This window comes from Streptomyces netropsis (genome assembly GCF_014203545.1).
GTDB lineage: Bacteria > Actinomycetota > Actinomycetes > Streptomycetales > Streptomycetaceae > Streptomyces > Streptomyces netropsis.
Map to the genome: position 1 here is coordinate 58,120 of NZ_JACHJG010000010.1, position 17,205 is coordinate 75,324.

Genomic DNA, 17,205 nt, shown 5'->3' on the forward strand with positions numbered 1-17,205 from the left:
CCTCCGACCGCCCCGGAGTCGCACCCTATCGCCGTGCTCCGCGCGGGACCCCCGTACCCGCGCGGAGAGCGTTGCGAAGGGGCGCACCGCGGGGTTCAGTTGCCGTACGGGCGGGTGGCGCGGGCCTCGCGCAGGGCCAGGGCCCACCAGGTGAGCTGGTCGAGCATGACCTTCGCGGCACCGGCGGCGGCCGTGCCGGCCTCCTCGTCCAGGTGGCGGCCGTTCTCGTCGAACTTGCCCCACGGGCTGTGGAAGCTGATCGTCTCGCGGATGGTCACCGCGTGCAGCTCGGCGAAGACCGGGCGCAGGTGCTCGACGGCGCGCAGACCGCCGGAGAGGCCGCCGTAGGAGATGAAGCCGACCGGCTTGGCCTGCCACTGGGTGTAGTGCCAGTCGATGAGGTTCTTCACCGAGGCCGGGTAGCTGTGGTTGTACTCGGGGGTGATGACGACGAAGGCGTCGGCCTCGGCGAGCCGCGGGGACACCTTGGCGAGGAGGGCGGCGGCCTCCGGGCCGGGGTCGCTGGAGAGGTTCACCGGCAGCGGGTGGTCGGCGAGGTCTATGACGTCCACGTCGATGTCGGTGCGCTGGGCGGTCTGCTCGGCGAACCAGCCGGCCACCGTGGGGCCGAAGCGGCCCTCGCGGGTGGAGGCGACGACGACGGCGAGGCGGTACGGGCTGTCGGACATGGGGTCCCCCCTGGCAACGGAAAACTCGGGATCGTAGGGCGGCCGGTGGGGCCGCCGAGAAGAAGCTTCCAACCTCAAGCATGGTTGAGGTCAAGGATCATTGATGCACTCAGGGCAAGTGCCCCGGGAAGTCCGGTATTTCCCGGGGCGCTTCGGGCTGGAGAGGGGTTCGGGGAGCCGGATCAGAAGATGTCCGGGCACCACGGCCGCCGCGCCGTGCGCAGCAGCGTGTCCGCGAGGGCGAGCGCGCCGGGGCGTTCCTCGGTGACCCGGCCCAGGGCGGCGAGCCGGGTGGCGGACTCGTCGCCGAGGTACAGGGTGCCCAATTCGCCGACGGGCAGCGAGAGATCGGCCGGGCGCGTGGTGGCGGTGCAGGCGGCGCCGTCCGGCCCGGCCTCCAGGAGGTAGCGGCCGGCGGCGAGACCGGCCGGGTCGGCGACGTCGAGGACGAGGGAGCCCGAGGCGGGGTACGTACGGGCCTGGAGCAGCGCCGGTACGTCGAGGGGGCGCAGCCACAGGAAGTCGGCGTGCGTGACGGTCCGGGCCGCACGGGGGTCGGGCAGCAGGAGCGGCAGCAGGTCGTCGGGGGCGCGGAGACCGGTGCGGACCTTGATGATCCAGTCGACCGACAACAGGAAGTGCCACAGGGCGCGTTCGGCGTCGGGGGTGACCGCGAAGCAGTCGCGGACGGTGGCCGTGGTCTGCGACAGCTTGGCCTCCCACACGTCGTCGGCGGTGTAGACGAGGAGACCGTCGACGCTGCCGGAGGCGGAGCGGTGGACGGCGTAGAAGGGTTCCGTCCAGGTGTGGTTGGGGTGCGGCATCTCGCCCGTACGGGCCTGCCACCACTGCGTGTCGCGGTCGACGACGCCGTGCCGCGCGGCCCGCAGCCGCTCGTGCAGGGCGGGGCCCAGCTCCCGTACGTCGGCGCCGTCGACGAGGTCGACGCGCCCGCCGTCCGCCGGGCCCGCGTAACGCCGGTCGAGCCCGGCGCGGGGGACGTCGATCTCCCACTCGGTGACCCAGACGGCCGGGCCGTAGCCGTACCGGCCGTAGATCGGGTACTCGGCGGAGATCAGCGTCGAGGCGGCCTCGCCGCGCTCCTTGGCGGCCCGCAGATCGCGGTCCATCATGCGGCTGAGCAGCCCGCGCCGGCGGTGCGTCGGGGAGACGGTGACGTTGGAGACCGCGGACGCCGTCACCGCGGCGCCGCCGGGCACGGTGATCCGCTGCGGGAAGCTGCGGAACGTGGCGACGCAGCGCCCGTCGTCGAAGGCGCCCTGGGTGCGCTCGACGTCGATGCCCGCGCGCCGGAACTCGACCTCCTCCTTGGTCACCGCGGGGGGCCTGAGGAAGCCGGTGTGCATGGCGCGGCACCAGTCGGGGAGGTCGGATTCGTCGATCGCGCGGACGTCGAGGCTCATGCCGTCACGCTAGGCAACCGGTGGCGCGGGGCGCACGTAAATTTCCCGTGCGGCCCCCGCCGCCCGCCGTCCCCCGGCGCGCTCGTTCGTCGGAGGGCCCTCAGAACGCCGCGCGTATCGAGCCCACCCGCTCCGCGCCGCCCAGCAGCGGCATCTCGCCGATGCGGGCCACGACGGGGGAGTCGACGCCGAGCAGCTCCAGGGCGCGGGCCAGGACGGGGCCCATGGCGCGCGGGGCGCCGTCGTCGATCTTGAAGGCGAGGGCGCGGCCGTCCGGGAAGGCCACGGCCTGGACCGACTCTGCACCCATCTTCGACAGCACGCCGGGTACCTCGCGCATCAGCCAGGTGTCGGGGCGGCGGGTGCCGGCCACGTACTCCGGGTGGGCGCGCATCGCGTCCGCCACCCGGCGCTCGGGGGTGCCCGGGGCGGCCGTGACGAAGGTGCGGTAGGCCCGGGCCAGGCCGGTGAGGGTCAGGGCCATCAGCGGGGCGCCGCAGCCGTCCGTACCGACGTGGGCGACGGGCTCGCCGCTCGCCTCCTGCACGACCTCCAGGACCAGGCGCTGGAGCGGGTGCGCGGGGTCGAGGTAGGAGTCCAGTGGCCAGCCGTTGGCGGCGCTGGTGGCGATCATGGCCGCGTGCTTGCCGGAGCAGTTCATCGTGACGCGGTCGCGGACCTGGCCCGCGGCCAGGTAGGACTCCGCCTCGACCGGGTCCAGCGGCAGGTCGGGCGGGGTCTGCAGATCGCTCTCCCGGAGGCCGAACTCGGTGAGCATCGTGCGCACCAGCTCCAGGTGGAAGCCCTCACCGGAGTGGCTGGCCGCCGCCAGGGCGAGCCGCTCGCCGGACAGCTCCAGCCCGGCCCGCAGCATGGCGGCGGCCTGCATGGGCTTGTTGGCCGAACGCGGGTAGACCGGGGCCGCCGGGTCGCCGAGCGCCAGCTCGACGCTTCCGTCGGCGGCCAGCAGCACCAGCGAGCCGCGGTGGTGTCCCTCGACGAAGCCGGAACGTACGACCTCGGCGAGGACCGGGGGTATGCCGTGGAGGACGGCGGGGGAGGGCGCGAGGAGCGAGGAGGTCATCGTCGACTTTCCGGGGGGAGGTGGTGCGGACCGCCCCCCGGAGGTGTCACGAGAGGAGGTCGTCTACTTGTGCTTCCCCTTCACGGTACCTTCGGGCGATCTCGGCACTGCAATCGTCGGTCGTGCGCTGGAGCTGCTGGCGACGGCCGGAGACCTGCCGCTCGTACGCCACGAGGCGGGCCATCCCCTCGTGCAGCTCGTGGTCCGTCCGGGCGGCCAGGTCGGACAGCTCCACCTCGGAGAGCATGTCCTCGGCCAGCCGCCGGAACTCCTCGCTGTGCGGTGTTCCGAGCGTCACATGGCGGGCGGAGGAGCGGTGGGCGGACGGCACGTCCGCGAGGATCTCCGACAGCCGGTCGACGACGAGCCGCTCCATGAGGGGCGAGCCGGGGGCCGCGCGGCGCGCCAGCTCGGCCCGCAGGATGTCGATGCGGCCCTGGAGCAGTCGCCGCACATAGCTGAGGTCCGCCTCGTCGCGCTGGGCGTCCCGGCGCACCGCGCGCAGCTCCGCGAGCCGCAGATCGCCCAGCTGCCGCACGGGGACGTCCGCGAGCCTGCCTGAACGCTGGCTCGGCGGGCGGGGGTTCAGACTGTCCACTGCCTTGAGCATGGGGCCGTCCTCGGTGGGTGTGGGCATGCGTATCCGTCCCCTCGGGCGGTGTGCGGTCACATCACGTTGTCCGCATGCGCACCGCCTGTACGCATCGTGCCACTGTGTCCGCCCCGCCCGCAGGGCCTCTGCACCCGAACAGCCCTGGATGGACGCAGGGCATCATGGTCCGTATGCGTGCAGTGGTGCAGAGAGTGGACGGCGCGAGCGTCGTCGTAGACGGTGCGGTGGTCGGCGAGATCCTCGGCGAGGGGTTGTGTGTGCTTGTCGGAGTGACGCACGAGGACACTGAGGCGAAGGCCGCGCAGCTGGCACGCAAGCTGTGGTCACTGCGGATCCTGGACGAGGAGAAGTCCTGCTCGGACGTGGGCGCACCGCTGCTGGTGATCTCCCAGTTCACTCTCTACGGTGACGCCCGCAAGGGCCGCCGCCCCACGTGGAACGCGGCGGCACCGGGTCCGGTGGCGGAACCCTTGGTCGACGAGGTGGTCACGCAGCTCCGCGCCCTGGGCGCCGAGGTGGCAACGGGCCGCTTCGGCGCGGACATGAAGGTCTCCCTGACGAACAACGGCCCGTTCACGGTCCTGCTGGAGGTATAGCCCCTCCAATCCGCCGCGACGGCGCCGCGCCCCGACGGCGCGTCCCGGCGGTGCCGAACCGCTGCCGCGGCGGGATGTCTGTGGCAGCGCGCCGGACAGGGTCGGGGGGGCCGCCGGCCCCTCCGATCCGCCGCGACGGTGCCACGCCCCGACGGCGCACCCCGGCGGTGCCGAGCCGACATCCCCCCGGCCGGAGGCCGACGGCGGTGCCGAACCGCTGCCGCGGCGGGATGTCTGTGGCAGCGCGCCGGACAGGGTCGGAGGGGCCGCCGGCCCCTCCGATCCGCCGCGACGGCGCCGCGCCCCGACGGCGCATCCCGGCGGTGCCGAGCCGACATCACCCCGGCCGGAGGCCAACGGTGCCGAGCCGACATCCCCCCGGCCGGAGGCCAACGGTGCCGAGCCGACATCACCCCCGGCCGGAGGCCGACGGCGGTGCCGAACCGCCGAACCGAGGTGACCCAGGCCGCAGGCCGGACGGCCCGCCCGGGCCGAGGCCGTATTCCGGCGAGCCCAGCGGCCAGCGCTACGGCTCGACCACGACCTCCTGCGACGCCGCCGTCCCCTCGCCGACCACGAGCGCCGCGTCCACGGGGACGTTCCGCTTCACCAGGGCCAGGGCGATCGGGCCCAGCTCGTGGTGGCGGGCCGAGGTGGTGACGAAGCCCAGCTGGCGGCCCTCCGCGCCGTCCGCCGCGAGGCGGACCGGCGCACCGTGGCCCGGCAGTTTCACGTCACTGCCGTCCAGGTGCAGGAAGACCAGCCGCCGCGGCGGCTTCCCCAGGTTGTGGACGCGGGCGACGGTCTCCTGGCCGCGGTAGCAGCCCTTCTGCAGATGGACCGCCGTGCCGAGCCAGCCCAGCTCGTGCGGGATGGTGCGGTGGTCGGTCTCCAGGCCCAGCCGCGGGCGGTGCGCCTCGACGCGCAGCGCCTCGTGGGCGAGGGAGCCCGCCGCCGGGCCGTGCGCGGCCGCGAAGGCCTCCAGCTCCGCGCGCGGCAGGAACAGGTCCCGGCCGTGCGGCGTCTCGCGCACCACGACGCCCTCGGGCGCCTCGGCGATCGAGCCCGCCGGGAGGTGGACCACGGCGAAGTCGTCCGTACGGTCGGCGACCTCGACCCGGTAGAAGAACTTCATGCTCTCCAGGTAGGCGATCAGGTCGTCCTGGGTGCCGGGCTCCACATGGGCCCAGGTCGTCTCCCCGTCGTCCACCAGATACAGCGCGTGCTCGATGTGGCCGTTCGCGGAGAGGACCAGCGCCTCCGTGGCCTGCCCGGCCGGGAGGGCGCTCACATGCTGGGTGATCAGCAGGTGCAGCCAGCTCAGCCGGTCGGCGCCGGTGACGGTGACCACCCCGCGGTGCGAGAGGTCCACGAAACCGGACCCGCCGGCGAGCGCGCGCTGCTCGCGGAACAGGTCGCCGTAGTGCGCGGCCACGCCCTCGTCCGGCCCCTCGGCGGGGACGGCACCGGGCAGCGACAGCAAGGGGCTGGCTTTCGTATGACGCAGCATGCGGACAAGCCTACGACCCGGCGGACGGCGCTTTCGCGGAGCACTTGGCGCACTGCCCGAAGATCGCGAAGTGCTTCATGTCCGTCTCGAAGCCGAAGGTCTCGCGCAGCGTCGCCGTGAAGGGCTCCGCCACCGACAGATCGGCTTCGATCACGTCCGTGCAGTCCCGGCAGACGAGGTGTATGTGGTGGTGCCGGTCGGCCAGGTGGTACGTGGGCGCGCCGTGGCCGAGGTGGGCGTGGCTGACCAGGCCCAGCTCCTCCAGCAGCTCCAGCGTCCGGTAGACCGTGGAGATGTTGACCCCGCCCGCGGTCTTGCGGACCTCGGTGAGGATGTCGTCCGGCGTCGCGTGCTCCAGCCGGTCCACCGCCTCCAGCACGAGCTGGCGCTGCGGAGTCAGCCGGTAGCCGCGCTTACGGAGATCGCTCTGCCAGTCGGTGTCCACCACGCCCCCAGTCTAGGCAGGCTCAGCCCTTGCGGACCCCCTTCAGGTAGTGAGACAGCGCGGCGATGGCCGCGGGGTTGCGGGGGCTCTCGACGAGGTCGACGTAGTCGAGGACGAAAATGCGGTCGTTCTTGACGGCCGAGACGTTGGCGAGCGGGGCGTAGGACTTCAGGAACTCCTTCTTCTGCTCCGCCGTGACGTCGCCGTAGTTGTTGATCACGATGACGTCCGGGTTCCGCTCCACGACCGTCTCCCAGCTGACCGACACCCAGGAGTCCTTGAGGTCCTTCATCACGTGGTCGCCGCCGGCCTTGGTGATGATGTCGTGCGGCCCGGCGTACACGCCGGAGGTCAGCGGCTTGTCCCGGCCGTCGTCGTAGAGGAAGACGCTGGGCCGCTCGCCGTCCTTCGGGAGCTGCGCCTGGGCGTCGGCGACCTGCTTCTTGAACCCGGCGACGAGCTTCGCCGCCCGGTCCTCGACGTCGAAGACCTTCCCCAGCGTCTCCAGGTCCGTGTACAGCGCCTCCAGCGGCGGCATCACCCCGCGGGACTTGGCGTTGCCGCCGTTGCGGCAGGACTCGGTGAGGACGTAGCTGCCGATGCCGAGCTTCTTCAGGGACGCCGGGGTGAAGCCGTTGCCCTCGCCGAAGCCGTAGTTCCAGCCCGCGAAGACCAGATCGGCCTTGGCGTCGAGGACGATCTCCTTGGTGATCTCCTTCTTGGACAGCCACTTCACCTTCTTGTAGCCGTCCTTCCACGCCACGGCCTCGCGATCACCCTTGTAGTCCGGCGCCACATAGCCCGCCATGTGGTCCTCCAGGCCGAGCGCGAACATGATCTCCGCGATGCCGACGTCGTTGGTCACCACCCGCTGCGGGGCCTTGTCGTACGTCGTCTTCACTCCGCAGTTCTCGATGGTCACGGGGTAATGCGCCCCGGCCCCCTTGGCATCGGTCTTCTTCCCGTCCGCGGAGTCGTCGACCTTCGCGCCGCAGCCCGCGAGGGCGACGGCGGCGACAAGGGCGGTGAGGGTACGGGCGGTACGGGCGGCGGCGGTGGCCATGGCACGTCCTTAACGGGTGGAAGCCTTAACGGGTGGGAAGGCGGTCGAAGAGCAGTTGCGGGGCGCCGGACTCGGGGTGGGGCACGCGGTGCGCCCGTACGCCGAAGACGTCGGCGAGCAGCTCGGCGGTCAGCACGTCGTGCGGCGGCCCGGAGGCGACGATGCGGCCGTCGGCGATGACGTACAGCGCGTCGCAGTGGGTGGCGGCCAGATTGAGGTCGTGCAGCGCGGCCAGCACCGTCAGCCCGGAGCCGCGCACCAGCGCCAGGACCTCCAGCTGCTGCGCGATGTCCAGGTGGTTCGTCGGCTCGTCCAGGACCAGCACCTTCGGCTGCTGCGCCAGGGCCCGTGCGATCAGCACCCGCTGCTTCTCGCCGCCCGAGAGGGTCAGGAAGCCCCGCTCGGCGAGGTGGGCCGCGCCGACCCGCTCCAGGGCCGCCGCGCAGACCTCGGTGTCGGCCGCCGTGACGCGCCCGGCGGCGCTCTGGTGCGGCAGCCGCCCCATGGCGACGATCTCGCCGACGGTGAAGTCGAACTCGCTCGCCGACTCCTGCGGCAGCGCCGCCAGCCTGCGGGCGCCCTCCCGGGCGCTCAGCGCGTGCAGCTCGTCGCCGTCGAGGCGGACGCTGCCCGCGGTCGGCCGCAGGGCGCGGTAGACGCAGCGCAGCAGGGTGGACTTGCCGCTGCCGTTGGGCCCGACCAGCCCGACGAACTGTCCGCTGTCGGCCCGGAGCGCGATGTCCGTGACGAGCCGGGCGCCCGCGATCTCGACCGACAGGTCCTCGATGTCGACCCGCATGCTCAAGACCCTCCGAAGGTGTAGCCGCGGCGCCGCATGAGCAGCACGAAGCAGGGCACGCCGATGACCGCCGTGATGGCGCCGACCGGCAGTTCCACGGGCGCCAGCAGCAGCCGGGAGACGATGTCGACCCACAACAGCAGCACCGCGCCCAGCAGCGGCGCGACGGCCAGCACCCGGCGGTGGTCGGCACCCACGAGCATGCGGGTGACGTGCGGGACCATCAGGCCGACGAAGCCGATCGCACCGCTGACGGCGACGACGGCGCCCGTGACGGCCGCCGCGACGACGAAGAGCCGTCTGCGCATCCGCTCGGGGTCCACACCGAGCGCGGCCGCGGTCTCGTCGCCCATGGCCAGGGCGTTCAGGTTCCGTGCCGACCAGAGCAGATAGCCGAGCCCGCCCGCCACGACGGCCGCCGCGATGGGCACGGAAGCCCAGGTGGCCCCGCCCAGGCTGCCGAGCAGCCACATCATGGCCGAGCGGGCGGACTCGCCGCGGTCGGCGCTGAAGACCATCAAGGTGGTGACGGCCGAGAAGCCGTAGTACATGGCGGTGCCGGTGAGCACCAGCCGGAGCGGGGTCAGCCCGTGGGGCGTGCGGGCCGCCGCGTAGACGAGCAGCATGGCCGCGAGCGCGGAGACGAAGGCCGCCCCGGACAGCGCCCACACGCCGAGCGAGCCCAGCGCCCCGAAGAGCAGCACGGCGTTCGCCCCGACGGCGGCACCGGAGGAGATCCCGAGGACGAAGGGGTCGGCGAGGGCGTTGCGGACCATGGCCTGGACGGCGACGCCGATCGCGGAGAGCCCGGCGCCGACGACGGCGGCGAGCAGGGCGCGCGGGAAGCGCAGCTCCCAGATGATGGTGTAGGCGGAGACCTCGTCGGGCGCGATGGCCCCGCCGCTCAGCCCCGCCCACAGATAGCGCAGCGTCTTCGACCAGGTCACCCCGGAGGAGCCGAGGCCGACGCAGGCCAGCAGCGAGCCGATCAGGGCGACGCCGAGCCCGGCCAGCAGGGGCGGCAGCGGCAGCCTGCGCCGAGCCTGTGGCCTGCCGGGTGGGCCCGTCGTGCTGGGAGCGGTGACCTGGGAGGGGATCCCCACGGGTACGCCTTCGGCTCGGGCCGCGTCCCTGCGTCCCAAGGAGCGGCCCCGAGCGCGATCCGCAGGGGCGTCCCCTCGCAGTCCACGGCGAGTTGGTCAGGAGCTGACGCCGCCGCGGGTGATCGGGCTCGCGGGAGAACCGTGCAGGTTCTCCCGCCTACCGTTGCGGGTCAGCGCCGGACTTCGACCGGACTTCCCCCGCGGGGCGTGGTGAGAGCGATGCTCTCGTGGGTCGTGCTCAGCCGGTGTAGGGCGTGCCGTCCTGGTTGAAGAACGCGACGCCGTCCGGCATGTCGTCGGGCAGGTTCTTCGCCCACTCCGCCAGGTCGGCGACCTTCTTCAGGTGCGCCGACATGTAGGGGCGCAGCGGCACCTCGGGGGTGGCCTTCTCGCCGACCCACATCAGGTCGCTCTTGACGTAGCCGTAGAGGCGCTTGCCGCCGGTGTACGGGCCGGAGGCCGCGGTCCGGGCGACGGCGTCCGTGGCCAGGTCGATCTGCGGCTTCTTGTCGGCCAGCTCGCCGTACCAGACCTCGGCGACGCCCTGGTCGCGGATCATGACGACCTCGAGCTTGCGGTCCTTGTCGATCCGCCAGTAGCCGCTCTCGGTCTCCAGGGGGCGGACCATCTTGCCCTCCTCGTCGAGCACCCAGCTGTGCGAGGTGTACTCGAGGAAGTCACGGCCGTCGTGGGTGAAGGTGACTTCCTGCCCGAAGTTGCACTTCTCGGCACCGGGGAAGTCGGCGACGCCGGCACCTTCCCACTTGCCGAGGAGGAAGACGAGGGGCACGAGGCTCGGGTGAAGGTCGGACGGAATCTCGATCATGGGCTCAGGCGATCTGTAGGAGAACGAGGGAGGAGGCGCGGGGGACCTGCGGTCAGCGCTGGCCCTGGTAAAGCTTCTTCCAGGTCAGCCCGGTGAATGCGAGGACGCCGACGGCGACCAGGACCAGCAGGGTGGTGAAGACTGCCTCAAGCACGAGCGCGCTCCTCGGTCGGAGTGAGGGTGTACGGACCGCTTCGAGTCTAGTCGGACGCCTCGCGGGAGGCGCTGTGAGGTCGGCCGCCCCGCGCATAGGGTGTGCCGCATGGCGAAGAAGCTCGTGATCAAGGTGACGGCGGGCGCGGACGCGCCCGAGCGGTGCTCGCAGGCGTTCACGGTGGCGGCCGTCGCCGTCGCCAGCGGCGTCGAGGTGTCGTTGTGGCTGACCGGTGAGTCGTCGTGGTTCGCGCTGCCGGGCCGGGCGGCGGAGTTCGAGCTGCCGCACGCGGCGCCGCTGCCGGATCTGATCGACGGCATCAAGGCGGGCGGCGGGACGATCACGGTCTGCACGCAGTGCGCGGCGCGGCGCGACATCGAGGAGAAGGATCTGATCGAGGGCGCGCGGATCGCGGGTGCGCAGGTGTTCGTGGCGGAGGCGATGGGGGACGGCGTGCAGGCGCTCGTGTACTGAGTCCTTCTCCTCTACCCGCCCCTTCCCGAACCGGGCTCCGCCCGGACCCGGTCCTCAATCGCCGGACGGGCTTGGATCAGCGTTTGCCGTCCAGTTCGTCCCACCACTCGTCCGATTTCGGGTCGCCGGACGGATCGTCCCACCAGCGGTCGTCCGGGCCTCGGCGGTTGGCCGTGATGGCCGCGACCGGCGGGATCAGCATCGCCACGACGCACATGCCCACGGCGACGGGGACGGACCACAGCCGCACCACGGACCACGCCAGGACGAACAGGCCGATGCACGTGCCCATCATGGCGAAGTACACATGGCGTCTCCGCGCGTACATAGCTCCACGGTACGACCGGCCCCAGCGCAGCGCGAAGGGCCGCACCCCCATCAAGGCGTCCAACCCCTGGGTGCGGCCCTCCGGCCGTATGTGTCCGCCGTCAGACGGCGATGGCGACCTCTGCCAGGCCGCCCTTCTGCGCCACGACCGTGCGGTCGGCGGTCGCGCCGGGCACGAGGGCCCGTACGGTCCAGGTGCCCTCGGCCGCGTAGAAGCGGAACTGTCCGGTCGCGGACGTGGGCACCTCGGCGGTGAACTCGCCGGTGCTGTCCAGGAGGCGCACGTAGCCGGTGACCGGGTGGCCGTTCTGCGTCACCGAGCCCTGGATCGTGGTCTCACCGGGCTTGGCGCTCGAGGCGTCGGGGCCGCCTGCCTTTGCTCCACACATGGCTCTTCCTTCGGTTCGCGTCAGTCGGGGAGGGTCAGTTGGCGCCGAGCTCGATCGGCACGCCGACGAGCGAGCCGTACTCGGTCCAGGAACCGTCGTAGTTCTTGACGTTCTGCTGGCCGAGCAGCTCGTGCAGCACGAACCACGTGTGCGCGGAGCGCTCGCCGATGCGGCAGTAGGCGATGGTGTCCTTGGCCAGGTCCACGCCCGCGCTCTCGTAGATCTCCTTGAGCTCGTCGTCGGACTTGAAGGTGCCGTCGTCGTTGGCCGACTTCGACCAGGGGATGTTGCGCGCGCTCGGGATGTGGCCGGGGCGCTGCGACTGCTCCTGCGGGAGGTGCGCCGGGGCGAGCAGCTTGCCGCTGAACTCGTCGGGGGAGCGCACGTCGACCAGGTTCAGCGAGCCGATCGCCTTGACGGCGTCGTCGCGGAAGGCGCGCAGCGAGAGGTCCTGCGGCTTGGCCCGGTAGGTGGTCGCGGCGCGCTGCGGCACCTCGGCGACCAGGTCGCGGGAGTCCAGCTCCCACTTCTTGCGGCCGCCGTCGAGGAGCTTGACGTCCTGGTGGCCGTAGAGCTTGAAGTACCAATAGGCGTACGCGGCGAACCAGTTGTTGTTGCCGCCGTAGAGGACGACGGTGTCGTCGTTGGCGATGCCCTTGGCGGACAGCAGCTTCTCGAAGCCGTCCTGGTCGACGAAGTCGCGGCGGACCGGGTCCTGGAGGTCCTGCTTCCAGTCGATCCGGACGGCGTTCGTGATGTGGTTCTTGTCGTACGCGGACGTGTCCTCGTCGACCTCGACGATGACGGTCTTGGGGTCGTCGATGCGGGCCTGGACCCAGTCGGCGTCGACCAGGACCTCACTGCGGCGGCTCATGCTGTTCTCCTCCGGGGCAGTTGCGGGTGTGCGCGTGCTGTGCGGTGTGCGCGGCGGCATGGGTGCGCGGCGCTGCGCAGCGTGTGATGCGGGGAGTTCGATGCGGCCTTGAGACGGCCGGGAGGGAAACCGGGGGAGCGGTCCCCGTCAGACACGGCGACAGAGCATGGCGGCGACGCGGCACAGGTCGACTGCCCGCCGCTTCGTGAGGTCCGCCTGTCGCTTCATGCGTCCGATCGTAGGGACGGACAGGCGGGCGTGTCACCGGTATGTCGAATAATGAGACAGGATCGTCCGGACAGTGGGACGGCATCGAGGCGATCCGGCCATCCGGGAGACCCGGGGACCCCTGTGTGGCCCGGGATTCTGCTCTGCGGACGGGGGTGTCTCGCTGCGTGGACGCGAGGGGTTGCGGAAGGCGGGCGCCGAGGCCCGCGCGCCCGCCGATTCCCCGCTCAGCCCGCGAGGTTGACCTTCTCGCCGCTGAAGGTGATGTCCACGCCGTCCGCGTCCGCGACGACCTTCTCGAGCTTGACGCCCTTGGGCAGGCCGCTGAGCTGCCGGTCGAAGTCGGTCTTCGCACGGATCATCTCCTCCGCCCCCGGGAAGCCAGTGGCGGGGATCTGGTCCGCGCGCACCCGAATGGTGTCCTTGCCCACCACGGTGACCGTGGACACCACACTGCGCTCCACGACCTGGCCGAACACCGAGACCTTCCCGGTGACCTTGACCTTGTTACTGCCCGCCTGGGCGTGGCCGACACTCACCCCGGGGTCCTGGGCGGCCTTGGTCAGGTCCTCGTACGAGATGTGCGCGGTGCCGGTCGCGCGCTGTGCGACGGCGGAGGAGAAGCTGCTGTCGATCTCGACGTCGTTCAGCTTCGCCTTGAAGTTCGTCACGCGGATCGAGCGGTCCCCCGCGTTGGCGGTGACGCCGTCCAGCTTGATCTCGACCTCGTCGAGGCTGGAGCCCGCGACCTGGGTGAGGAACGGGAAGCCCTTGATGGAGACCTCGGGGGTGCCGGAGAGGTTCTGGCTGCTGCGGATCTTCTCCGCGGCCTCGTTCTCGGCGAACCAGACCGCCGCCCGGTCGGCGGCCGTGAAGAGGGCCCCCAGAACCACGGCGACGATCAGGAGTATTCGGATGGCACGCATCTGCTGTCGTTCCCCCAGCTTTCGATCGGGCTCCCTGTCGGGTTTCAGGGGAGCCTAACCGGACCGATCGGACGGGCGTCGGGCCGACGCCCGTCCGACGGACGGGGCGGACGTCAGACGAGCGCCCTGCCGAGCACGTAGACCACCGGTGCCGCGGCCGCCAGCGGCAGCGCCACACCCGCCGTCATGTGCACGAACCGGGAGGGGTAGTCGTAGCTCGCGACCCGCAGCCCGATCAGGGCGCAGGCGCCCGCCGCCAGGCCCAGCAGGGCCGCGGACGGGCCGATGCCGGTCAGCTGGCCGGTCGCGACGCCGGAGCCGGCCGCCGCGATCAGGGCGATCACGGGGGAGGCCACGGACGGCAGCGGCAGCGCGCGGGCCAGGACCGTCACGGCGACGGCGGCCGCGCCCACCACGACGGCGTCGTCCGCCGCGGCCAGCTGGCCGGCGGCGAGGACTGTGACACCGGCCGAGGCGACGGCGGCCGTGAGCCCGTACAGCCGCTCGTCGGGCGCGGCGTGGCTGCGCAGCTGGAGCACGAGCGTCAGCAGGACCCACACGCCGAGGGTGCCGATGAGGACCGTCGGTGCGTCGAGGGCGTCCGTGGCCAGCAGCCCGATGTCGGCGGCCACGCCGGCGAGGAACGCGAGCGCGATGCCCTGCCGGGCGGGCCACATGCCGTTCAGCCGGAACCACCCGGCCGCCGTGACCGCCTGCAACAGCACCACCGGCACGACCAGCGCGAACTGTCCCAGCGGCGCGGCGAGCGCCAGCAGCGCCGCGAGGACGGCGGTGACCAGGGCGGGCTTGAAGCCGGGCGAGAGGATCTGCGGCCGTCCCTCGGCCTTCGCCTTCTCGGCCGCGGTCATCGGCCGCTCGGGGGCCGCGGCGTTGTGGCCCGGGCCGGTGCCGGTGCCGGCACCCGGTCCCGGCTCGTCGAGCGCCGAGGGCCAGGGCGCCGGGCCCGTGCCGGAGACCGCGGTGTGCCCTCCGACGGTGCTCTCGTACGGGGCGCTCCCGTACTGGCCCTGACCGGTGTCACCGTTGCCCGCGTGCTGCGGCGCGCCGTGGTCGGCCGGGGCCTCCGTGCGTCCCGGCGTCTGCTGCTGGGGCTCGTCGGGCCACGGCGTGCGGTACGCGGGCTCCGGTGCCGGGGACGGCTCCCAACCGCGCTGCTCCCAGGTCCGGGTGTCCCAGGTCTGGGTCGTCGGCTCCTGCTGGGGCTGATAGCCCTGCTGGTCCGTGTGCGAGGGCCACGCCGTGGGCTGCGGTTGCTGCGGTTGCTGCTGCGCGTACGGCTCGTAGGCGTCGTAGGCGCCCGGGGCCTGCGGCCGGTCGGCCTGCGCGGCGGCCTGGGGGTGGTACGGCCCGTACCCCTCGCGCTGCTCGTACGGCTGCGACGCGTAGCGCCCGTCGTACGACTCGTACGTCTCATGAGCCTCATGCGGCTCATACGGTTTGCGGTGCTGATTGCTCATGGTGTCGGGATCACCCTCCTGCGAAGGGCGGGAGCACCTCGACTGTGCCGCCCTCGGCCAGTTGGACCGTCGTGTGGTCGCGTGTGCCGACGGGATCGCCGTCCACGAGGAAGGAGCAGCGCAGCAGGACCCGCGCGAACTCCGGACGGGTCGCGTGGCGGCGCCGGGCCGCGTCGAGCGCGTCCTGGAGCGTCCGCGCCGCGTACGGCTCCTCGGCCGTGCCGGCCGCGGCCTTCGCCGCGGCCCAGTACCGGATCGTGCCTTCCGGTTCCGGCCGGGCCGGCTGCTCCGGCAGTGCCGGACGTGCCGAGTGTGTCGTCGCCACGGCGACCCCTTTCCTTCTTCCTGCGCCTCCATGATGACGGGTATTGCGGGCCGCACGGTCCGCCACCCGCCAAAACGGGAGGCCCGCTGTCGGTGCGGTCACTTACGCTGCCTATGTGTTGGTACGACTTCTACGGGCGTACTTGAGGCCCTATTCGAAACCGATCGCGCTCGTGGTGTTGCTCCAGCTCATACAGACGCTGGCCACGCTCTACCTCCCCACGCTGAACGCGGACATCATCGACAACGGCGTAGTGAAGGGGGACACGGGGTACATCCTCGAAATCGGCGGCTGGATGCTGGCCGTCACGGTCGGCCAGGTCGTCTGCGCCATCGGCGCCGTCTACTACGGCGCCCGCACGGCCATGGCGGTCGGCCGCGATCTGCGCGCCACGGTCTTCGACCGGGTGCAGTCCTTCTCGGCGCGCGAGCTGGGCCACTTCGGGGCGCCGTCGCTCATCACGCGCACCACCAATGACGTGCAACAGGTCCAGATGCTGGCCCTGATGTCCTTCACCCTCATGGTCTCCGCGCCGATCATGTGCGTCGGCGGCATCGCGATGGCCCTGCAGCAGGACGTGCCGCTGTCCGCGCTGCTGCTGATCATCGTGCCGGTGCTCGGAGCCGTGGTCTCGGTGATCATCGTGCGGATGCGGCCGCTCTTCCGCGGCATGCAGAAGCGCATCGACACCGTCAACCGCGTGCTGCGCGAGCAGATCACCGGCATCCGGGTCATCCGCGCCTTCGTCCGCGACACCCACGAGCGGAAGCGCTTCGCGGGCGCCAACACCGACCTGATGGACGTCTCCCTGCGGGCCGGCCGGCTGATGTCGCTGATGTTCCCCTCCATGATGCTGGTGGTGAACCTGTCCTCGGTCGCCGTCCTGTGGTTCGGCGGACACCGCATCGACGGCGGGCACATGGAGATCGGGGCGCTCACCGCGTTCCTCAGCTACCTCATGCAGATCATGTCGGCCGTGATGATGGCGACCTTCATGTTCATGATGGTGCCGCGCGCCGAGGTGTGCGCCGAGCGCATCCAGGAGGTCCTGACCACCGACTCCAGCGTGGTGCCCCCGGCCGAGCCGGTCACCGAGCTGCGCCGCAGCGGCCATCTGGAGCTGCGCGGGGTGGAGTTCCGCTTCCCGGGCGCCGAGGAGCCGGTCCTCAAGGACGTCTCCCTGACGGCCCGGCCCGGTGAGACCACGGCCGTCATCGGCTCCACGGGCAGCGGCAAGTCCACGCTGCTGGGACTGATCCCGCGCCTGTTCGACGCGACCGGCGGCTCGGTCCTGCTCGACGGCGTGGACGTACGGGACCTGGACCCGGCCCTGATGGCCGAGAGCGTGGGGCTCGTCCCGCAGAAGCCGTATCTCTTCTCCGGGACCGTCGCCTCCAACCTGCGCTACGGACGGCCGGACGCGAGCGACGAGGAGCTGTGGCAGGCGCTGGAGACCGCGCAGGCCCGGGAATTCGTGGAACGGATGGAGCTGGGGCTGGACGCGCCCATCGCGCAGGGCGGCTCCAACGTCTCCGGCGGGCAGCGGCAGCGCCTCGCCATCGCGCGGGCCCTGGTCCGCAGACCCGGCGTCTATCTCTTCGACGACTCCTTCTCCGCGCTCGACTACGCCACTGACGCGCGGCTGCGGTCGGCGCTGGCCCGCGAGACGGGCGACGCGACGGTCGTCATCGTCGCCCAGCGGGTGTCCACCATCCGCGACGCCGACCGGATCCTCGTCCTGGACGAGGGGCGGGTCGTCGGCAGCGGTACCCACACCGAGCTCATGACGTCCAACGACACCTACCGGGAGATCGTGCTCTCCCAGCTCACCGAGGAGGAGGCAGCGTGACGTCCACCGAGAAGCCGTCCTCCGGCACG

At 71.9% G+C, this 17,205-nt stretch carries 20 protein-coding genes; 3 read left to right on the plus strand and 17 right to left on the minus strand.

Features of this window, described 5'->3' with window-relative positions; translation table 11 throughout:
- Window positions 1-95 precede the first annotated feature (95 nt).
- The 4 genes from FHS38_RS22810 to FHS38_RS22825 form a co-directional block, all read right to left on the minus strand.
- Window positions 96-689 carry an NADPH-dependent FMN reductase gene (locus tag FHS38_RS22810; protein ID WP_184736262.1) on the minus strand — a complete coding sequence of 198 codons (594 nt, stop codon included), beginning with the start codon at window positions 687-689 and terminating at the stop codon, window positions 96-98.
- Window positions 690-871: 182 nt separating this feature from the next.
- Window positions 872-2,113 (minus strand): GNAT family N-acetyltransferase, encoded by a 1,242-nt coding sequence (locus tag FHS38_RS22815; protein WP_184736263.1) that lies wholly within the window; start codon window positions 2,111-2,113, stop codon window positions 872-874.
- A 100-nt stretch (window positions 2,114-2,213) separates the two neighbouring features.
- A complete protein-coding gene (locus FHS38_RS22820) occupies window positions 2,214-3,197 on the minus strand; it encodes an asparaginase (RefSeq protein WP_184736265.1) in 984 nt (327 codons plus the stop codon).
- Window positions 3,198-3,243: 46 nt separating this feature from the next.
- Entirely contained in the window at window positions 3,244-3,834 is a 591-nt protein-coding gene (locus tag FHS38_RS22825; protein ID WP_229822128.1) for an RsiG family protein, read from the minus strand.
- 146 nt (window positions 3,835-3,980) lie between these two features.
- Here FHS38_RS22825 and dtd point away from each other — a divergent pair, with 146 nt between their 5' ends.
- Entirely contained in the window at window positions 3,981-4,406 is a 426-nt protein-coding gene (dtd, locus tag FHS38_RS22830) for a D-aminoacyl-tRNA deacylase (RefSeq protein ID WP_184736266.1), read from the plus strand.
- Between the two features lie 526 nt (window positions 4,407-4,932).
- On the opposite strand, the gene ygfZ is transcribed toward dtd, so the two are convergent.
- The 6 genes from ygfZ to FHS38_RS22860 all read right to left on the minus strand — a co-directional run bounded on the left by ygfZ (window position 4,933) and on the right by FHS38_RS22860 (window position 10,152).
- Complete coding sequence (gene ygfZ, locus FHS38_RS22835; RefSeq protein WP_184736268.1) at window positions 4,933-5,916, minus strand: CAF17-like 4Fe-4S cluster assembly/insertion protein YgfZ; 984 nt, start codon at window positions 5,914-5,916, stop codon at window positions 4,933-4,935.
- Between the two features lie 10 nt (window positions 5,917-5,926).
- Window positions 5,927-6,364: a Fur family transcriptional regulator gene (locus tag FHS38_RS22840; RefSeq protein WP_130879264.1), complete on the minus strand. Its 438-nt coding sequence runs from the start codon at window positions 6,362-6,364 to the stop codon at window positions 5,927-5,929.
- Window positions 6,365-6,383: 19 nt separating this feature from the next.
- Window positions 6,384-7,424 (minus strand): ABC transporter substrate-binding protein, encoded by a 1,041-nt coding sequence (locus FHS38_RS22845; RefSeq protein WP_184736269.1) that lies wholly within the window; start codon window positions 7,422-7,424, stop codon window positions 6,384-6,386.
- A gap of 25 nt (window positions 7,425-7,449) precedes the next feature.
- Window positions 7,450-8,223, minus strand: coding sequence for an ABC transporter ATP-binding protein (locus tag FHS38_RS22850; RefSeq protein ID WP_184736271.1), 774 nt, complete (start codon window positions 8,221-8,223; stop codon window positions 7,450-7,452).
- Between the two features lie 2 nt (window positions 8,224-8,225).
- A complete protein-coding gene (locus FHS38_RS22855) occupies window positions 8,226-9,320 on the minus strand; it encodes a FecCD family ABC transporter permease (protein ID WP_184736636.1) in 1,095 nt (364 codons plus the stop codon).
- Window positions 9,321-9,564: 244 nt separating this feature from the next.
- Window positions 9,565-10,152 (minus strand): heme-binding beta-barrel domain-containing protein, encoded by a 588-nt coding sequence (locus FHS38_RS22860; RefSeq protein WP_130879268.1) that lies wholly within the window; start codon window positions 10,150-10,152, stop codon window positions 9,565-9,567.
- A 262-nt stretch (window positions 10,153-10,414) separates the two neighbouring features.
- Between FHS38_RS22860 and FHS38_RS22865 the strand changes: the two genes are divergently transcribed.
- Complete coding sequence (locus tag FHS38_RS22865) at window positions 10,415-10,780, plus strand: DsrE family protein (protein ID WP_184736273.1); 366 nt, start codon at window positions 10,415-10,417, stop codon at window positions 10,778-10,780.
- Window positions 10,781-10,856: 76 nt separating this feature from the next.
- Here the strand turns inward: FHS38_RS22865 and FHS38_RS22870 are convergent, their stop codons facing one another.
- The 7 genes from FHS38_RS22870 to FHS38_RS22895 form a co-directional block, all read right to left on the minus strand.
- The gene (locus FHS38_RS22870) at window positions 10,857-11,108 is read right to left on the minus strand and encodes a DUF3099 domain-containing protein (RefSeq protein WP_184736275.1); all 252 of its coding nucleotides are present in this window, start codon (window positions 11,106-11,108) and stop codon (window positions 10,857-10,859) included.
- A gap of 100 nt (window positions 11,109-11,208) precedes the next feature.
- Window positions 11,209-11,496 (minus strand): DUF1416 domain-containing protein, encoded by a 288-nt coding sequence (locus tag FHS38_RS22875; protein ID WP_184736277.1) that lies wholly within the window; start codon window positions 11,494-11,496, stop codon window positions 11,209-11,211.
- Window positions 11,497-11,530: 34 nt separating this feature from the next.
- Entirely contained in the window at window positions 11,531-12,370 is an 840-nt protein-coding gene (locus tag FHS38_RS22880; protein WP_184736279.1) for a sulfurtransferase, read from the minus strand.
- Window positions 12,371-12,517: 147 nt separating this feature from the next.
- Window positions 12,518-12,598: a putative leader peptide gene (locus FHS38_RS36395; protein ID WP_356454418.1), complete on the minus strand. Its 81-nt coding sequence runs from the start codon at window positions 12,596-12,598 to the stop codon at window positions 12,518-12,520.
- Window positions 12,599-12,825: 227 nt separating this feature from the next.
- Complete coding sequence (locus FHS38_RS22885; protein ID WP_184736281.1) at window positions 12,826-13,524, minus strand: LmeA family phospholipid-binding protein; 699 nt, start codon at window positions 13,522-13,524, stop codon at window positions 12,826-12,828.
- Window positions 13,525-13,637: 113 nt separating this feature from the next.
- Complete coding sequence (locus FHS38_RS22890) at window positions 13,638-15,002, minus strand: chromosomal replication initiator protein DnaA (protein WP_184736283.1); 1,365 nt, start codon at window positions 15,000-15,002, stop codon at window positions 13,638-13,640.
- Between the two features lie 10 nt (window positions 15,003-15,012).
- Window positions 15,013-15,297 (minus strand): MoaD/ThiS family protein, encoded by a 285-nt coding sequence (locus FHS38_RS22895; RefSeq protein ID WP_130880231.1) that lies wholly within the window; start codon window positions 15,295-15,297, stop codon window positions 15,013-15,015.
- A 145-nt stretch (window positions 15,298-15,442) separates the two neighbouring features.
- Between FHS38_RS22895 and FHS38_RS22900 the strand changes: the two genes are divergently transcribed.
- Window positions 15,443-17,176 (plus strand): ABC transporter ATP-binding protein, encoded by a 1,734-nt coding sequence (locus FHS38_RS22900; RefSeq protein ID WP_184736285.1) that lies wholly within the window; start codon window positions 15,443-15,445, stop codon window positions 17,174-17,176.
- The last annotated feature ends 29 nt before the right edge of the window (window positions 17,177-17,205 follow it).